The organism is Microbacterium suaedae (genome assembly GCF_003254645.1).
In the GTDB taxonomy this organism is placed as follows: domain Bacteria; phylum Actinomycetota; class Actinomycetes; order Actinomycetales; family Microbacteriaceae; genus Microbacterium; species Microbacterium suaedae.
The window spans coordinates 107388-125309 of sequence record NZ_PNFD01000001.1 but is presented as its reverse complement, the minus strand read 5'-3'; the positions used below and the strand labels follow the sequence as shown (position 1 = coordinate 125309).

13 protein-coding genes and 1 tRNA gene are annotated in these 17922 nt (G+C 68.4%); 8 read left to right on the top strand and 6 right to left on the bottom strand.

Features of this window, described 5'->3' with window-relative positions:
- Positions 1 to 706: 706 nt before the first annotated feature.
- Positions 707 to 2044 carry a zinc-dependent metalloprotease gene (locus tag C0012_RS00585; protein ID WP_110588845.1) on the bottom strand — a complete coding sequence of 446 codons (1338 nt, stop codon included), beginning with the start codon at positions 2042 to 2044 and terminating at the stop codon, positions 707 to 709.
- Positions 2045 to 2246: 202 nt separating this feature from the next.
- Here C0012_RS00585 and C0012_RS00580 point away from each other — a divergent pair, with 202 nt between their 5' ends.
- Both C0012_RS00580 and C0012_RS00575 read left to right on the top strand, forming a co-directional pair.
- Positions 2247 to 3380, top strand: coding sequence for a YlbL family protein (locus C0012_RS00580; protein WP_110588684.1), 1134 nt, complete (start codon positions 2247 to 2249; stop codon positions 3378 to 3380).
- Between the two features lie 48 nt (positions 3381 to 3428).
- Complete coding sequence (locus C0012_RS00575) at positions 3429 to 6347, top strand: UPF0182 family membrane protein (RefSeq protein ID WP_110588685.1); 2919 nt, start codon at positions 3429 to 3431, stop codon at positions 6345 to 6347.
- A 1242-nt stretch (positions 6348 to 7589) separates the two neighbouring features.
- Here C0012_RS00575 and C0012_RS00570 read toward each other — a convergent pair.
- A tRNA-Met gene (locus tag C0012_RS00570) sits at positions 7590 to 7663 on the bottom strand.
- Positions 7664 to 7770: 107 nt separating this feature from the next.
- Between C0012_RS00570 and C0012_RS00565 the strand changes: the two genes are divergently transcribed.
- Positions 7771 to 8586: a carbon-nitrogen hydrolase family protein gene (locus tag C0012_RS00565; protein ID WP_110588686.1), complete on the top strand. Its 816-nt coding sequence runs from the start codon at positions 7771 to 7773 to the stop codon at positions 8584 to 8586.
- Here the strand turns inward: C0012_RS00565 and C0012_RS00560 are convergent.
- Positions 8576 to 9778 (bottom strand): aminotransferase class I/II-fold pyridoxal phosphate-dependent enzyme, encoded by a 1203-nt coding sequence (locus C0012_RS00560; RefSeq protein WP_110588687.1) that lies wholly within the window; start codon positions 9776 to 9778, stop codon positions 8576 to 8578. The genes C0012_RS00565 and C0012_RS00560 overlap by 11 nt on opposite strands.
- Before the next feature lie 117 nt (positions 9779 to 9895).
- On the opposite strand from C0012_RS00560, the gene C0012_RS00555 reads away from it, so the two are divergent.
- The 3 genes from C0012_RS00555 to C0012_RS00545 are packed head-to-tail and all read left to right on the top strand — an operon-like array spanning position 9896 to position 14043.
- Complete coding sequence (locus tag C0012_RS00555; protein ID WP_110588688.1) at positions 9896 to 11317, top strand: S1C family serine protease; 1422 nt, start codon at positions 9896 to 9898, stop codon at positions 11315 to 11317.
- 48 nt (positions 11318 to 11365) lie between these two features.
- On the top strand, positions 11366 to 12610 hold the full coding sequence (locus C0012_RS00550; protein WP_110588689.1) for a CDP-glycerol glycerophosphotransferase family protein: 1245 nt from the start codon (positions 11366 to 11368) through the stop codon (positions 12608 to 12610).
- Positions 12607 to 14043 (top strand): CDP-glycerol glycerophosphotransferase family protein, encoded by a 1437-nt coding sequence (locus tag C0012_RS00545; RefSeq protein ID WP_110588690.1) that lies wholly within the window; start codon positions 12607 to 12609, stop codon positions 14041 to 14043. Before C0012_RS00550 ends, C0012_RS00545 begins: the two co-directional genes overlap by 4 nt.
- Here the strand turns inward: C0012_RS00545 and C0012_RS00540 are convergent, their stop codons facing one another.
- Complete coding sequence (locus tag C0012_RS00540) at positions 14044 to 15153, bottom strand: glycosyltransferase family 2 protein (RefSeq protein ID WP_198411032.1); 1110 nt, start codon at positions 15151 to 15153, stop codon at positions 14044 to 14046.
- Positions 15154 to 15205: 52 nt separating this feature from the next.
- On the opposite strand from C0012_RS00540, the gene C0012_RS00535 reads away from it, so the two are divergent.
- Together C0012_RS00535 and C0012_RS00530 are read left to right on the top strand one after the other, a co-directional pair.
- Entirely contained in the window at positions 15206 to 16435 is a 1230-nt protein-coding gene (locus C0012_RS00535; RefSeq protein WP_110588691.1) for a CDP-glycerol glycerophosphotransferase family protein, read from the top strand.
- A 103-nt stretch (positions 16436 to 16538) separates the two neighbouring features.
- Positions 16539 to 16844 (top strand): helix-turn-helix domain-containing protein, encoded by a 306-nt coding sequence (locus tag C0012_RS00530; RefSeq protein WP_162621818.1) that lies wholly within the window; start codon positions 16539 to 16541, stop codon positions 16842 to 16844.
- A 12-nt stretch (positions 16845 to 16856) separates the two neighbouring features.
- On the opposite strand, the gene C0012_RS00525 is transcribed toward C0012_RS00530, so the two are convergent.
- Together C0012_RS00525 and C0012_RS00520 are read right to left on the bottom strand one after the other, a co-directional pair.
- On the bottom strand, positions 16857 to 17150 hold the full coding sequence (locus tag C0012_RS00525; RefSeq protein ID WP_162621819.1) for a hypothetical protein: 294 nt from the start codon (positions 17148 to 17150) through the stop codon (positions 16857 to 16859).
- Between the two features lie 71 nt (positions 17151 to 17221).
- Positions 17222 to 17917: a phosphocholine cytidylyltransferase family protein gene (locus tag C0012_RS00520; protein ID WP_110588694.1), complete on the bottom strand. Its 696-nt coding sequence runs from the start codon at positions 17915 to 17917 to the stop codon at positions 17222 to 17224.
- Between the last annotated feature and the right edge of the window lie 5 nt (positions 17918 to 17922).

Here is a 17922-nt window from a genome sequence, read left to right as displayed (position 1 = left end):
GGCGGATCAGGGTGGGGGCGGGCGACGAGCTGAGTGGCGATCGTCGGCCAGGCTGGGTCGCGGTCGCTCTCGTGAGCCCAGAGACAGGCGAGGCAGGCAGTCTCGCCGGGAAGCACGAACGGACCGACGAGCGCGCGGCGCGGTTCGAGGGCGAGCGGCACGTGCGGGATATCCGCGCCCATGAGCTCGCGCGCGAGATGCGGAGGGACGACCTCGGTGCTGACCAGAACAGCTGTCCGCGCCGCTCCCACCGCGGCGCGCGAGGTGGCGCGGACGGGCGCGAAGCCCGCATCGCGGAGGGCGCCGAAGACGCCGAGGACAGCCTCGTGGGGCACGCGATCGGATGTGACGAGCGAGATCTCGTGCGGCACCTCGACCTCGCGCAGGATCGGAGCGAGACGGGCGACGAAGTCGGATGCCGCGCGCGGCTCGGCGCCGAGCGCGGCCGCCACGCCGGCGATCCGTCCCGCGGGGATCCCCGCAGCGAGCGACTCGAGGAGCTCGAGCTGCCAGGCGGGCGGGTCGTCCAGCACGCAGAACGCGGGCCGTGCTCCGATCTGCACCGAGCGGGCGTCTCGCCACAGCACCGGGTACGCAGGGTCGAGCTCGATCATCGCCATGCGGCGATTCTGTCGCGGTCATCGGCACGACGGACGGTTATCCACAGGCGGATGCGCGAGTTCCGCCTGTGGACATCGTCGTCGAGTCAGACTGGGCGCGGTCCGCCCGGCTCGTCGTCGGTGCCGTCGCTCTCCTCGGCGAGAAGACGGGCGAGGGCGTCGTCCATCTCATCGCGTGGCGCTGCATCTCCGCGCGCGGCGGCCTCGAGCCGCGCGATCAGCGCGGACGGGTCGTCGATGTCCTCCGCCGTCGGCACGAGATCCGGGTAGTCCCACAGGGCATCGCGGTCTCCCTGCCCGACGGCGTCGCCGACGGCGCGCCACATCGCGGCTGCCTCGCGCAGGCGGCGCGGGCGCAGCTGCAGACCGACGAGAGCACCGAGCGCGTCCTGCGCCGGCCCGCCGACCGCGCGGCGGCGACGCGTGGCCTCGGCGATCCGGTCGAGGCTCGGCACGCGTCCCGTCGCCTCGGCGGCGACGACATCGACCCACCCCTCAATGAGGGCGAGCATGTTCTCCAGGCGAGCGAGCGCGGCCTGCTGCGCCTCGGTCTGCTGGGGGAGCAGTGCGCCCGACTGCAGCGCCTCCTGGAGCTCTTCCGGATTGCTCGGATCGAAGCGACCTGCGAGTTCCTCGAGCGCTTCGGTGTCGACGTGGATGCCCCGCGCGTAGTCCGTGACCTGGCTCATGACGTGCAGGCGCAGCCACTTCGCGTGCTTGAACAGGCGGGCGTGGGCGAGCTCGCGTGCCGCGAAGTAGAGCGCGAGCTGGTCGTCAGGAATCTCGAGTCCGTGGCCGAGATCGGCGAAGTTCTGGGGGAGGATCGCCGCCACGCCTGCGGGCATCACGGGGATCCCGACATCACCGCCGGAGACGACCTCCTTCGAGAGCCGTCCGACGACCTGGCCGAGCTGCGTCGCGAACAGGGTGCCGCCGACCTGACGGAGCATGCGGCTGGCGCTCTGCACCATCTGCTGCATCTCTTCGGGGGCCTGCGTCCGCAGCGCCTCCGTGAGGGCGTCTGCGATGCTCTCGGCGACGGGCTCCGCCATCTCCTGCCAGACGGGGAGCGTGCGCTCCACCCAGTCACCGCGTGTGAGCACCAGGGGCGCCTCGCCCGTCGGTGCGATGGATGTCGCCTCGCTCAGCCACAGATCGGCGAGGTGGAACGCCTGGTCGAGGTCTGTGCGCTGTCCGGAGGTGACGCCGCGGCTCTCCTGATTGGCGACGTGCAGGGCCCCGACGCGCGCGGAATCCCACGAGATCCCGTCGCCCTGGCCAGACATCGCGCTCTGGAAGGCCATCATCATCTGCTGCATCATCGCTGGATCCATGTCGATCCCCATGTTCTTCAGCTGCTCGGGGTCGAGGCCGCCCGCACCGAATGGCGAGCCCTCGCCGCCGCCGAGCATGCGGCGCAGCATCTCCTGGAAGTCGTCCTCGGGATTGTTGTCGTCGGTCACGTCAGCCGCCTTTCCGCCGCGATCCTCAGCGTGTTCCGTGGGATCAGGTTCTACGCTAATCGGACGCGCCGACTCTCACGCGGCTTCTCGCCGTGTGAGCCGTACGCCCCCCGCGAACGCCGATGGCCGCGGAGCAGAGTCCGGCGCGCGAAGGGAGCCTTTCGTGACGCTGTTCGACGATGCCACCGCTCGGCCGAGCGACGATCCTCCGCACGAGAGCCGCGGGTGGCCACGGCGGACTGTCTTCGGCGTGGGGGCGCTCGGCGTGGCGCTCGTCGCGCTGCTCGTCATGAGCCTCCTGCCGACGTCGTACGTGCTCGAACAACCCGGCCCTGTCTACAACACGATCGGCGACGTCGTGCTCGATGACGGTGAGGAGGTGCCCCTCATCGAGGTCGACGGTGTCGACACGTATGACACATCGGGGGCGCTATTCCTCACGACGGTGCAGGTCGTCGGGAACCGCGAGCATCCGCTGTCGTGGAGCGAGCTCGCGCTGGCATGGCTCGACCCATCCCGCGCGATCGTCCCCCTCGACGCGCTCTTCCCCGAAGGCGTGACGACCGAGGAACGCGAGCAGCAGAATGCGGCGCTGATGACCGACTCACAGGGGCAGGCCGCCGCGGCGGCTCTCGTGCAGCTCGGCTACGACGTCCCGACCGACATCCGCGTGGTCTCGCTGACGGATGACTCACCGTCCGCGGGCGTCGTCGAGGAGGGCGATCGGATCCTGGCGGCGGAAGGCGAGACGCTCGACGATGTGAACGGATTGCGGGAGATCGTGAACGCTGCCGAAGGCTCAGCCGTCGAACTGACCCTCGAACGAGACGGCGAGGAGCACACCGTGCGTGTGACGCCGGAGTTCGCCGAGACCGAGGATGAGGGGAGCTGGCTCCTCGGTATCGGCCTCAGCACGTCATTCGAGCTTCCCATCGACGTGTCGATCCAGCTCGACGATGTCGGCGGCCCCAGCGCCGGGACGATGTTCGCGCTCGGAATCATCGACGTGCTGACACCGGGGGAGCTCACGGGCGATGAGCAGATCGCGGGGACGGGGACGATCACGGCCGACGGGCAGGTCGGCGCGATCGGCGGGATCCGTCAGAAGATGCACGGCGCGCGCGACGCGGGAGCCGAGTACTTCCTCGCTCCCGCAGGGAACTGCGGCGAGGTCGTCGGGAACGTCCCGGATGGGCTGCGGGTCGTCGAGATCGACACCCTCTCCTCCGCAGTTGAGGCCGTCGAAGCCATCGGCTCGGGCGACGATGCCGAGCTGCCCAGCTGTTCGGCCAGCTGAGGATCCGACCTGGCCCGGGAAGGTCCTCGTCACACGTAGGATGGATGCGTGACCACGAACTCGACGCAGAACTCGGCCACATCGCCATCTCCGACTCGGCGCATCGTCATCGCGACGATCGCGGTCATCGCCGTGCTCCTCACGGTGTTCTTCGGGTTGGCGAGCCTCTACACGGAACTGCTGTGGTTCCGTCAGCTCGGCTTCGGCTCGGTGCTGACGACGCAGTGGATCGCCCGGGTGGTGATGTTCGTCGTCGGATTCGTGGGCATGGCGGTGCCCGTCTGGCTGTCGATCGCGCTCGCGTACCGTCTTCGCCCCGTCTACGCTCGCCTGAGCTCACAGCTCGACCGCTACCAGGAGGTCGTCGAGCCCCTGCGCCGTCTCGCGATGTGGGGGATCCCGGTCCTGTTCGGCTTCTTCGCCGGTTTCGCGGCGTCGACGCAGTGGGAGACCACGTGGATGTTCCTCCACGGCGTGGCATCGGGCGAGACCGAGACTCAGTTCGGGCTCGATTCGTCGTTCTACATGTTCGATCTGCCGTTCTGGCAGGGTCTCGTCGGCTTCGCGTCGGCGGTTGTGCTCCTCTCGCTCCTGCTGACCGCACTCGTGTCGTATCTGTACGGATCCGTGCGGGTCGGCCAGGGTGAGCTCACGATCTCGCGCCCTGCGCGGATCCAGATCGCGATCATCGCCGGCGTCTACCTCCTGCTGCAGGCCGGGAGCATCTGGCTCGATCGCTTCGCGTCGCTGGTCCAGCCGCAGGACCGTATCACCGGCCCCGACTACGTCACCGCGAACGCTCTCATCCCCGGACAGACGATCCTCGCGATCGTCGCGGCTCTCGTCGCGGTCCTCTTCCTCATCACCGCGTGGATCGGCCGCTGGCGCTACCCGCTCGTCGCGACCGGGCTCCTCATCGTCACGTCGCTCGTCGTCACGATCGCGCTCCCGTGGGGCGTGCAGACGTTCCAGGTCACGCCCAACGAGCGCGAGCTGCAGCTCGACTACTACCAGAAGAACGTCGACGCGACGCGCGCGGCGTACGGGCTCGACGAGATCGAGACGACCGAATACGAGGCCGAGACGACGGTCGAGCAGGGACAGCTGCGCGACGACGCGGCGACGACCGCGTCGCTGCGCCTCATGGACCCGAGCATCATCAGCCCGACGGTGCAGCAGTTGCAGCAGTACCGTCCGTACTACCAGTTCGAGGACACTCTCGACGTCGACCGCTACACGATCGACGGTGAGACGCAGGACATGGTCGTCTCGCTCCGCGAGCTCTCCCTGGAGGGCCTCGGATCGGAGGCGCAGAGCTGGGTCAACACGACGATGACCTACACGCACGGCTACGGCATGGTCGCCGCCCGCGGAAACGAGCGGACGAACGAGGGCGAGCCCGTGTTCATCGAGGGCGACATCCCCGCCTCCGGCTTCCTCACCGACATGGAGTACGAGCCGCGCATCTACTTCGGCGAGAGGTCGCCTGCCTACTCGATCGTCGGCGCTCCCGAGGGTGCCGAGCCCGTCGAACTCGACTACGCGACGGGATCCGGCGAGGCGAACCAGACGAAGACGACGTTCGAGGGCGATGGTGGGCCGAGCATCGGCAGCTACTTCAATCGCCTGCTGTTCGCGCTGAGGTTCCAGTCGGAGCAGATCCTGTTCTCCGACCAGATCAATTCGGAGTCGCAGATCCTCTTCGACCGCAATCCGCGTGAGCGGGTGCAGAAGGTCGCGCCGTATCTCACGCTCGACAGCGATCCGTACCCGAGCGTCGTGGACGGTCAGATCGTCTGGATCCTCGATGGATACACGACGAGCGCTTCGTACCCGTACTCGACGCAGACGAGCCTGTCGCAGGCGATCAGCGACTCGTCGAACCCGCAGCCCAATCTGCTGGTCGATGACGTCAACTACATCCGCAACTCGGTGAAGGCGACCGTCAACGCCTACGACGGATCCGTCACGCTCTATGCGTGGGACGAAGAGGACCCGGTCCTTCAGACGTGGCAGAGCATCTACCCGTCGACGATCGAGCCGATCAGCGAGATGTCGGGCGATCTGATGAGCCACGTGCGTTATCCGACCGACCTGTTCAAGGTGCAGCGGTCGATGCTCGGCACCTACCACGTCGACACGGCGAACGCGTTCTACCAGCGTGACAACGCCTGGGAGACGCCGGCCGACCCGACGAACGTCGCCGAGCTGCAGCCGCCGTACTACCTGACGATGCAGATGCCGGGGCAGGACGATCCGACCTTCTCGATGTTCACCTCCTTCATCCCTGAAGGCGGCGAGCGACAGGTGCTCATGGGGTATCTGTCGGTCGATGCGAACGCGGGAGCGGAAGCAGGGACGGTCCGCGAGGATTATGGAACTCTGCGCATGCTCGAGATCTCCTCGGCAAGCACGGTGCCGGCGCCCGGACAGGTGCAGAACAACTTCGACTCGAACCAGGCGATCGCGCAGGAGCTGAACGTCCTGCAGATCGGTGACTCGAACGTGAGTCTCGGAAACCTGCTGACTCTGCCTGTCGGTGACGGTCTGCTCTACATGCAGCCGGTCTATGTGCAGTCGTCGCGCGATACCTCGTACCCGCTGCTGCGGAAGGTGCTCGTGGCCTTCGGTGACGAGCTCGCATTTGAGGACACGCTGGCGGAAGCGCTCGACGAGCTGTTCGGAGGCGATTCCGGAGCCGAGACGGGCGATGAGGACATCACTCCCGTCGAGCCGGAAGAGGGCGAGCAGCCGAGCGAGGGTGACGTAGACGAGGGATCGACCGACGGCGAGACGCAGCAGCCGACGCCGCCGTCGACCGACACCTACGATCAGGCTCTTGCTGATGCGCAGGAGGCGATGGCCGCGAAGACGCAGGCTCTCGAGAGCGGCGACATGGTCGCCTACGCCGAGGCTGACGCCGACCTCACCGACGCGATCGAGCGGCTGCTCGAGCTGTCGGAGTAAGCCACTCCGCGCGACGGCGGCCCCGGGGATCCGATCCCCGGGGCCGCCGTCGCGTTACCCCACGTTGGAGGGGATTTGCGTTCGGGAGGGCCTTTGGGGCCTCCCAGGCCCTCCGGATCGCGGATCCCCTCCAGGGTGTGCCGGGGGTTCCTTCGTTGTGGTGGGTTTCGGTGGAATGTGAGCGCGTGGTGGGGTTCGCCGAAACCGAGTGCGGGGTGGGATGCCTACGGCGGAGAGTGCCCGCGGTCCGTCGCCGTCGCGCGTTGCCCATGATGGAGGGGATCTGCGTTCGGGAGGGTCTTTGGGGCCTCCTGGGTCCTCCGGAGTGCGGATCCCCTCCGGAGTGCGCCTGGAGATCCATTGTTGGGGTCGTCCCGGGTGGTGACGCCCGGTGCGGTGAGGCCAAGCGCGGCGGGCCTCGCCGAAGCCGCGCAGCGGGTGGGGGGGGGCTTGCCGCGGCGCTGCTGAACAGCGCGGGCGAGCCCCGTGGGCGGCGGAGGTCGGGCAGCACAGCGGAGGGGATCTGCGTTCGGGAGGGCTCGGAGGCGCAGAGGGCCCTCCGAAGTGCGGATCCCCTCCGGGGTGTGCCGGGGATTCCTTCGTTGCGGTCGTCCCGGGTGGTGACGCCCAGTGCGGTGAGGCCAAGTGCGGCGGGCCTCGCCGAAGCCGTGCAGCGGGTGGGAGCTTGCCGCGGCGCTGCTGAACAGAGTGGGTGAGCCCCGTGGGCGGCGGAGGTCGGGCAGCACAGCGGAGGGGATCTGCGTCCGGGAGGGCTCGGAGGCGCAGAGGGCCCTCCGGAGTGCGGATCCCCTCCGGGGTGCGTCGGACGGTCCTCCGTTTCCGTAGCCCCGGGTGGAGGGGTGGGGTGACTTGCCGAGGCCGCACAGACGTAGCGAGGCCTCGGGTCGGAGGACGTGGCGGGGGAGCCATGGCAGGGCCCCGCCCGTGCCGGTCGGCGCCGCGGAGGTGAGGGCCGAGCATAAGACGGGGCGGCACTGACAAGGATCCCGCGACAGTAGGCCATACGGGAGGGGGATGGCCGGGGCGCAGGGGACACGCCGAACCCCATCCACTCTTGGTAGCCGATAGCCTGCGGGCGAAAGGCTCTAGCCCCGAGCGGGATGGGTGGGACGCGGGTGGCCCGCCAGACCCCATCCACTCTTTCTGGCCGGTAACTCAGCCCCGGAACCACCAGCGAACGACGAAGGCCCGGTCTCGATGAGACCGGGCCTTCGTTCTTTGTTGCGGGGGCAGGATTTGAACCTACGACCTCTGGGTTATGAGCCCAGCGAGCTACCGAACTGCTCCACCCCGCGGCACATGTATTACTTTACCAGCCGTTCAGACGCAGGCAAATCGGGCGCCTCAGGCGGGGTGCTCGGGCGTGTCTGTGCGGAGCCTGAAAGCGTGGCATCATGGCGCCATGACCGCATCTCACGAGCCCGTCGCTGTCGCCGTCGCTCAGTTCGCTCCGACCGCCGATACCGCCGCGAACCTCACGCGGATCGCCGAGTTCTCCGCCACGGCCGCGGGCCGGGGTGCCCGAGTCGTGGTCGCGCCCGAGTACTCGAGCTACTTCGTCGCCCCATTCGACGACTCCCTCGCCGCGCACGCCCAGCCACTCGACGGGCCGTTCACGCGTGAGCTCGCGACGATCGCCGCGCAGAACGACCTGACGATCATCGCGGGGCTCGTGGAGGAGGGCGCGGGGGAGAGGGTGCGCAACACGGCCGTCGCCGTGGACGCCACAGGCGTCGTTGCCGCGTACCGGAAGCAGCACCTGTACGACGCCTTCGGCCAGACCGAGAGCGACTGGATCGAGGCTGGCGAAGCAGGAGACGCCGAGACCTTCGTTGTCGATGGTCTTCGCTTCGGCCTGATGACCTGCTACGACCTGCGTTTCCCGGAGCTCGCGCGGATGCTCGTCGACGCGGGTGCCGACGTGATCCTCGTGCCCTCGGAGTGGGTGCGTGGCCCCCTCAAGGAACACCACTGGGAGACCCTGCTTGCTGCGCGCGCGATCGAGAACACCGTCTACGTCGTGGCGGCTGATCATGCGCCGCCCATTGGCATCGGCCGGTCGATGATCGTCGATCCCCAGGGGGTGCAGGTGGCGGGCCTCGGTGCCGAGACCGACGTCGCGGTCGGGTGGGTCTCGCACGACGCCATCACGGAGGTGCGGCGGCGCAATCCTGCTCTCGAACTGCGTCGCTACCGCGTGGCTCCTTCTACCGATTGAGCTCAGCGAGGCGAGAGACGGCCTCGTCGAGGATCTCCGGTCGCTTGCAGGCTGCGAATCGGACAAGCGACCGATACTCGTCGGAATGCTCCGCCGTCACGAAAGCCGACAGCGGCACGGCGACGACGCCGACGCGCTCCGGAAGCGTGCGGCAGAGCTCCGCGGCGTCGTCGGCGCCGAGCGGGGCCGCGTCGGCGACGGTGAAGTAGGAGCCGGACGGGCGAGACACCGTGAAGCCTGCGGCGGCGAGACCGGATCCGAGAAGGTCGCGTTTGGCGCGCATCTCGTCCGCGATCCCTGCGAAGAACGTATCCGGAAGCCGGAGGCCGCGCGCGATCGCAGGTTGGAACGGTGCGCCGTTCGAGTAGGTGAGGTACTGCTTGACCGTGAGCACGGCCGTCACGAGATCGGCCGGGGCCGTCAACCATCCGATCTTCCAACCGGTCGTGCGGAAGGTCTTGCCGCCCGACGAGATCGAGACTGTGCGCTCCGCAGCGCCTGGCATCGTCGCGATCGGAACGTGCGGCCCATCGAGGCTGAGGTGCTCGTAGACCTCGTCGGTGACGACGATCGCGTCGTGGCGGTGCGCGAGCTCGACGATCTTCTCGCGCACATCCAGGGAGAACACAGCGCCCGTGGGATTGTGCGGATCGTTGACGAGGATGACGCGCGTACGATCGGTCACCGCGCGTTCCAGGGCATCGAGATCGGGCTGGAACCCGGGCCAGGGCAACCGCACCGGCACGAGCCGCGCTCCCGCGAGGCCGACGGCGGCCGCGTAGGCGTCGTAGAACGGCTCGAAGACGACGACCTCATCGCCGGGGCCGTCGAGGAGTGCGAGCAGCGTCGCCGTGAGCGCTTCTGTCGCGCCTGCCGTGACGATCACCTCGGTGCTCGGATCGACGTCGATCCCGTAGAAGCGCTTCTGATGCTCGGAGATCGCCTCGAGCAGCTCGGGCTCGCCGCGCCCTGGCGGGTACTGGTTGCGACCGTCGCTGATCGCCGCACGGGCCGCCTCGAGGACTTCCGCCGGACCGTCCTCGTCCGGGAAACCCTGGCCGAGATTGAGGGCGCCGGTCGACGCGGCGAGCGCCGACATCTCGGCGAAGATCGTCGGTGCGACTTCGCCATCCGCTCCGAGCAGTCGTGCGGCGGCGGCCGTGCGCCGCCAGGATCCGGGAAGCTGGGTCATGACGCCAGGCTACTCACGCGCGCACCGGCGCCCGACTCACACATTCGACCTACGCTGGACATAGGTGAGACATAGGTCTCGAACGCATGCTGAGGGGACCAGGCAGAAGGAGCAGCAATGAGCAACGACACCGGATCTCCGATTCCCCCGCTTCCTGAGCGATCGGCGGCCGAGGCCGCCGCGCAGGGAGGGCATGCGCCCACCCCGCACTCATCGCAGTACGCCACGCCCGGGCAGACGACGCAACCCGTTCAGGGGCCACAGCCGGAGCACACCATCACGCAACCGCAGCGATACGAGTGGGCGCCGCAGGCCCCGCCTCGGAAGAAGGAGAAAGCGGGGGCCGGCTCGAAGGTCACCGCGCTGTTCCTCGCGGCGGCGCTGATCGGCGGAGGTGCCGGTATCGGCGGCGCCTGGTTCGGCAATTCCGTCTTCGGTGGATCGGACAGCGAGCAGTCGAATGTCGCGACGAGCGGCGGCGGCCAGAACATCACGATCAACAATCCCGACGATGTGAACGAGACCGCGGCGGTCGCCGCAGCGGCTCTGCCGAGCGTCGTGACGATCGAGGCGGCCAGTTCGAGCGCGGGCGGCAGCGGATCCGGTGTGGTCCTCAGCGAGGACGGCTACGTGCTCACGAACACTCACGTCGTCACCCTCGGCGGCGCGGTCGGCGACGCGCAGCTTCGCGTCACGGGCTCGGATGGCACGCTCTACGACGCGACGATCGTCGGGACTGATCCGACCTACGACCTCGCGGTCATCAAGCTCGAGGGGGCGTCGGGCCTGACGCCCATCGAGTTCGCTGACTCGTCTCAGCTGAACGTCGGTGATACGACGGTGGCGATCGGCGCGCCGATGGGGCTCGCCAACACGGTGACAACGGGTGTCATCAGCAATCTCAATCGTTCGATCGAGATCGCTTCGGCGGCGGCGCCCGAGGGAGACTCGACGGAGACGCCTGACGGAGAGGGACAGGAGTCGCCCTGGTTCTTCGACCTGCCGGGTCAGGAGCAGCAGCAACAGCAGGGATCCGAGTCGATCAAGATCGCCGTGCTGCAGACCGACGCCGCGATCAACCCGGGCAATTCCGGCGGCGCCCTCGTCGATCGCGAGGGCAAGTTGGTCGGCATCAACGTCGCGATCGCGACGGCGAACTCGTCGAGCACCGAGGGCGGATCCATCGGCCTCGGGTTCGCGATTCCGTCGAACATCGCCGAGCGCATCGCGAATGAGATCATCGAGACTGGCGAAGCCACGCACGGTCTGCTCGGCGCCAGCGTCGCGCCCGCGTCGAGCGTTGAGGGCACCACCACGACGGGTGCTTATGTCGCCGAGGTCGTTGACGGCGGCGCTGCGCAGGAGGCGGGCCTGAGAGAAGGTGACGTCATCACGAGCTTCAACGGAGTCCGCGTCAACGATGCCGTCGACCTCACGGCGCAGGTGCGCGCCGCGGCTGCCGACAGTGCCGCGACCGTGACGTATGTTCGCGACGGTGAGGAAAGCGAAGTCGAGGTCACCCTCGGCGCGCTCGGGTGACGCGCGCCGCGTGAGGGGACGCCGCCCGTCGGCCAGTAGGCTCGTCGGGTGGCGTCCTTTTCGTTTGGCGCGGGCAATGCGAAAAAGCTCGCCCGCCTTCCCCTTTACGGGCTCGGGCGACTCGTGACGCTTTTGACGCCGCGCGAGTCACGTTGGGTCTATGGGTGCGGGGCGGGAATTGCCGACGGCGCGCTCGCCCTGTGGCGGGAGGCGCGTTCCCGCGGCATTGACGGCGTCTGGCTCACGACGACGGACGACGAGGCCCGCGATGCCGAGAACGCCGGGATCCCTCATGTGCCGAAGATGTCATGGCGCGGATTCTGGGCCACGGCCCGCGCCCGCGTCGTTGTCGTCACGCACGGCTTCGGTGACGTTCATCCTTATGCCGTCTCGGGTGCCTTCGTCGCGCAGCTGTGGCACGGCATCCCCCTCAAGCGCATCGGCCTCGACGCGCCCGAGACGGTCCGCAGCGCCGTCCTTCCGAACTCCGGCGCCGTTCGGGCGCTCCTCGCGTGGATGTACCGGCGGGCAGCGCAGCGCATCAGTCTGCTGCCGGCAGCGAGCCACCTCGTGCGCGGGCGTCTCGAATCGGCATTCGGGATCCCCGATGCGCGCATCGCGGTGACGGGTGAGCCGCGCGTCGACGTGCTCTCCCGTGGCACGGCGGAGCAGCGTCGTGACGCGGCGCGGGCGCTGCTCGAGCAGGTCGCGCCGGATCTCGACACCGATCGCCGCCTGCTTCTCTACGCGCCGACCTGGCGCGACGGGGATCCGGATCCGGCCGTTCCGAGCGACTCCGAATGGCGCGAGATCCTCGACCTGCTCGAGGACCGCGACGCCCTGTTGATCGTCCGCTCGCACCGCCTGGGCGAGGGAGAGTACGTGGCGCCGGCCGACACAGATCGCGTCGTGCGGCTCGGTGCTGATCGGCTCGCCGACGTCACGCCCGCGCTCCCTGCTTTCGATGCGCTCATCACCGACTACTCATCGCTCGTGTACGACGCGGCGCTTGTGCCGCTTCCGGCGCTGTTTCTCGCGCCCGACATCGACGAGTACGACCGCCGACGCGGGTTCTACGGCGCGTACGCCGACGTCGCTGGGCGGGACGTGCCGACGACATGGGGCGCACTGCTCCCCGAGATCGACCGTCTCCTCGGGCAGGATGAGGTGCGCGAACGGCGCATCGCGCGTGCACATGCCCTGAGTGAGCGCGTGCACGCCTTCCGCGACGGGCAGAATACCCGTCGGGTGCTCGATGAGATCCTCCGACGGATCGGGGAGACGAGGCCATGAGAACCGCAACTGTCCTGGAGATCGACCCGGACACCTCCGACCTCCTCATCCGGGGGAGGGGCGAGCGGCCGGGCAGTGCAGAACTCGTCGGGGCGCGAGCGCGTGTGTCGGGACGGCTGACGGGCGACGAACGCGAATGGACCGCGCGGGTCCCGCTGCGCGTCGCGCGATGGGGCGGGCCGGAGCTGCCGCTGCCTTCGGGAGAGTATCGGATCGAGATCCCCGGAGTGGAGATCGTCGGGACGTTCCCGATGATCCTCACCGAGCAGGTACGGGTCTCGGCGGAGGGTGCCGTCGTCGCGATCGGGCCGCCCGTGGATCCGTCGCTCGAGACGGGCGAGGCGCGTGCCGCGCTCGAACGCCGGTACGCGATCCACGCCGGTCCCCTCGAGGACGCGGTGTTCTTCGAGAGCTTCTACGGGCGCGTCGCCGGCGACAACCCGCTCGCCCTCGATCGCGAGATCGCGCGCGTGCTTCCTCACACCACCCGATATTGGAGCGTCGTCGATCTCTCCGTCGATGTTCCGGAGGGCGCTGTCCCGATCGTCGAGGGAACGGCCGAGTGGTGGCGTGCGCGAAGCGCCTCGCGTCTGCTCATCGTCAACGACTGGCTGCGGCACCGCTACGTGCCGCGGCCCGGCCAGCACGTCCTGCAGACCTGGCACGGTACGCCGCTGAAGCGCCTCGCTCTGCATCGTCGCGGCTGGGATCCACGCCGGTGGGGAGCGATCCTCAAGGAGTCGCGCCGGTGGGACGTCCTGCTCGCGCAGAATCCGTTCGCGGCTCGGATCCTGTCGAAGGCGTACGCCTTCCTGCGGCGTCCTGTCTGGGTTGAGGGATATCCGCGGAACGACGTGCTTGCGACGGGCGACGCGGGGCTCACGCGCCAGGATCTCGGGATCGGCGCCGACGAGCGCGTCCTGCTCTACGCGCCGACCTGGCGAGATGACCGCGACGAGATCGTCGATTTCGTGGATCCCGTCGCCCTCGCCGAGCAGACGGGATCTGTCGTCCTCGTGCGCGGGCACAGCCGAACACTGCTGCCGGGCGAGAACGCGTCAGGACCGCGCGTCGTCGACGTCACCGGCTACGCCGACGTGTCGCGGCTCATGCTCGCCGCCGACGCACTCATCACCGACTATTCGTCCGTCATGTTCGATTTCAGCATCACGGGCAAGCCCATGCTGTTTCTCGTGCCCGACATCGAGCATTATCGCGGCGAGCTGCGCGGATTCTATTTCGACCTCGCCGAGAGGGCTCCCGGCCCCCTCGTACGTACGCAGGACGAGCTCATCGCGGCGCTCGACGAGGATCCCGCCGCGTATGCGGAGAAGTACGCCTCATGGCGTGCGGTGTTCAACGCCCGCGACGACGGGCGCGCGTCCGAGCGGGTCGTCGCGCGGTTGATCGATCAGCGCCTTCTCGGGCGCTGATCACGGAAGCGGGGTGTTCCGGCCGGAAAGGCGGGACGTGTCGACGGTGTCGCGCGCGCCGCGGGTGACGCCCGCGAGGAAGCCGGCGCCCCACGCAAGATGCATCGTCGGCACGACCGCCGCGATCCACCCGCGTTCGGCGAGGCTCGCGCCGCGACGGGTCGCCGCGAAGACGGCGACGAGCCCCGAATAGGCCGCGACGGGCAGGAAGACGAGGCCCGCGATGGCGGCCGCGGCGCCCGTGAGCGCTCGGGTGCTCCGGAGGATCCCGACGAGCAGAGCAGCGACCAGCGTCGCCACGAGCGCCGGGGGAGCGAAGAAGCGCAGCGAGTTGCGGGTGCCGTAGCGACGCACGAGCTCCCCGCGCCAGCGGCCGGTCGCGAGGAACTGGCGGGCCAGACGGGGCCAGGTCTCGCGGGGCCAGTACGTGACCGACAGGCTCGGGTCGAACATCACCCGGTAACCGGCCTGCCGGATGCGCAGATTGAGCTCCCAGTCCTCGCCGCGGCGGATGGACTCATCGAAAAGTCCGACTTCCTCGAGCACGGCGCGGCGCATGACTCCGAGATAGGCCGACTCGGCCTCTCGCTCTTCCGCACCGCCGTGATATGCCCCGCCGCCGAGGCCGATCTTCGAGTTGTACGCGGTCGCGGCCGCGCGCTGGAACGGCGCGCGGCCCTCCGCGCGCATGATTCCTCCGACGTTCGCGGCACCGGTGCGATCGAGCGTCTCGAGGGCGCGCGCCGTGTAGCCGGCGCTGAGTTCCGAGTGTGCGTCGACGCGCACGATCGTCGGGTGCTGCGCGGCGCGGATCGCGAGATTGAGTCCGACGGGAATGTCGGCCGCGGGATTGTCGACGAGCAGGATGCGCGGATCCTCGGCCGCGAGCTCGCGGGCGAGTTCCGTCGTTCCGTCGGTCGACGGGCCGAGCGCGAGAACGAGTTCGAGAGGGCCGTCGACCTCCTGTGCGAGAGTCGACGAGACGGCGCGTGGAAGATATTTGCGCTCGTTGAGGACGGGCATCACGAAGGAGACGCCGGATCCCGGCGAGACGGCGGGGGCATCCCGGCGGATGTGCCCGGGCCGGACCGAGGCGGGATCGTTACGCATTCGTCGATCATCCCACGGTGACGTGTCAGCTCGCCTGGATAGCCTGGAGCGTGTGGCACTGCTGAACGACGCGAAGAACGCCGTAGCCCTCGTCCGAAGGGCGGCGAAGGCACGCAGCGCTTACCGATCCGTCACGGCGGCCGTCAGGGAACAGGGGCCCCTCGAACGCGGCCGGTTCCAGATCGCCGTCTACTTCGCCGACGGCGATGTCAACATGTATCAGATGCGGCAGTGGTATCGCCCGCTGCAGGAGATCGCGAAAACGTGGCCTGTCGTCGTGATGGCTCGCAACGCCACGGGGGCGCGGGCGCTCCTCGACGATGGCGCGCTGCCGGTCGCGTTCGTCCCCGAGGTGCGGAACATCGAGAAGTTCCTCGCGCGGCAGGACATCCGCATCGTTCTCTACGTGAACCAGAACACGCGCAACTTCCAGATGTTCCGTTATGGCGAGCGGTGGCACGTGTTCATCAACCACGGCGAGTCCGACAAGATGTACATGACCACGAACCAGTACAAGGCGTACGACTACGCGTTCATCGCGGGCCAGGCCGCGCGCGACCGCCTCGAGCGGACGCTGTGGGACGCCGACCTCGACCGGAAGGCGATCGAGATCGGCAGGCCGCAGGCCGACCACTATTCGGGCGACACGCCCTTCGAGGACGATGGACGCATCGTCGTACTGTATGCGCCGACGTGGGAGGGGGATCGCCCTGCCGCCGCGTACGGATCCGTGCTCACGCACGGAGAAGCACTCGTCGAGAAGCTGCTCGCGGATCCCCGTTTTCGCCTCATCTATCGGCCCCATCCGCGCAGCGGCGTCGTCGACCCCGCCTACGGCGAAGGCAACGAGCGGATCATCGCGGCGATCGCGGCGGCGAACGAACGCGAGCCGAGCGCGCAGCACGTCTACGATGACGGCCCCGCTCTCGGATGGCAGCTCGCCGCGGCAGATGTCGCTGTCGTCGACATCTCGGCGATGGTCTACGACCGACTCGCGGCGGGCAAGCCGCTCATGATCACCCGTCCCGCGGATCCCGCCGCCGCCGTCGACGAAGGCGGATACCTCGGCGCTTGCGAGTGGCTGACGAGTTCGAGGGCGCCGGAGATCATCTCGGAGATCACCCGGGTCAGTGAGGATCCCGAGACATCCGCGCGCCTCGCTCACTGGGTTCGACACTACTTCGGCGACACGAGACCTGGATCCTCCAGCGAACGCTTCCAGGCTGCGATCGAGCGCCTCATGTCGCGCTGGGACGAGTGGGCGGGGCGCGGAGCGAGCTGACGCCGGTCTCGAGGGGGAGATGCCGCCTGGTTTCCAGCCGTGGCATATAAGCGACCGTACGCATGCTTGGGGGTTCGAGCGGTGGTCTCGGCACGATCAAGGGATGGCCGCTACGCATTCCGCTGTGTCCGCTGAGGTCGGGAGGCGCATCGCGCAGTTCCGATCGAAGGCGGGGGTCAGTGCACGAGCACTCGCGGAGTGCGCCGACATGGATCTGACGAACTATCAGCGGATCGAACGGGGCAAGGGCAACCCGACCGTGTCGACACTGCTGCAGATCGCGACGGCGCTCGAGGTCGACGTCGGCGAGCTCGTCACGGGGCTCGACTCCGATGATCTGCAGAACGGACGCTATCCGTACGGGTACAGCGAGATCTCGACGCGACGTCGCAGCCGGGCGATCTACTGACGCATCGCCGCGTCAGAGCACGAACTGCCACAGAAGCTCCTCGTCGACACCGGCGCGCCGGAAGCTCAGCGTCACGCACAGATCTGATGTGTCGAGCCCACAGAGACAGACCTCGTTCTCATCGCCCGGCAGGACGATGCCCCAGCGCTCGGTCGTCACGCGGTCGCCGACGCGGATGATGGCGCGGGCGAACTCGAGCGGTTCATCGGAGATGTTCGCGACGACCGGGTGCGTGCCGTCTCGGTGCACGCGCCACGGCGTGGGGCGCACGATGGGAGGGGAGTCGTGAGGGCGGCTCGTCGTCATGCCGCGAAGATACGACGAACCCCCGACATGCGAAGCATGAGCTTCGAATGCCGGGGGCATCGGCGGTGTCGTTACGAGAGAACTTGGTTCGCCCGCTCGAGATCCTCGGCGAAGTCGACCTCGACGGCGTAGAGGTCGCTGATGTCCATCGCTGCGACGCGTACGCCGTTCTCGGCGATCGCGAGCTCGATGCCGCGCTCGAAGTAGTCCTGGTCGTCCACACGCTGCAGCTGCTGTGCGAGGACGCGCTTGTCATGTCGCGAGATGTAGTTGATGCCGACGGCCTCGCCGACGCCGCCTACGACGGTCTTCGACAGCTCTGCGACGAATCCGTTCTCGTCGAGCGTGTACTTGACCTCCTCGTCGCTGACCTGGGCGGTGTTCACCGTGACGAACGACTGCTCGCGCTCGATCATGCTGACCGCGCGTCCGAGCACGCGCGGATCGAACACGACATCACCGTTCATCCAGAGCACTCCGCCGCGTCCCGTTGCCGCGAGGGCGCGGAGGAGGCTCTTGGACGTGTTCGTCTGGTCGTAGCGCTCGTTGTGCACGTAGTCGGCATGCGGGAACGCGTCGATGATCGTCTCGGCGCGGTAGCCGACGACCGACGTGATGCGTGCGTCGGACCCGAACGCGGCACGGATGTTCTCGTGCTGTTGCTGCATGATCGTGCGGCCGTCGGACAGCGTCGTGAGCGACTTGGGGAGGGCGCGACCGAGGCGCGTTCCCATGCCGGCGGCGAGAATGACGGTCTGAATGGTCATGCGGA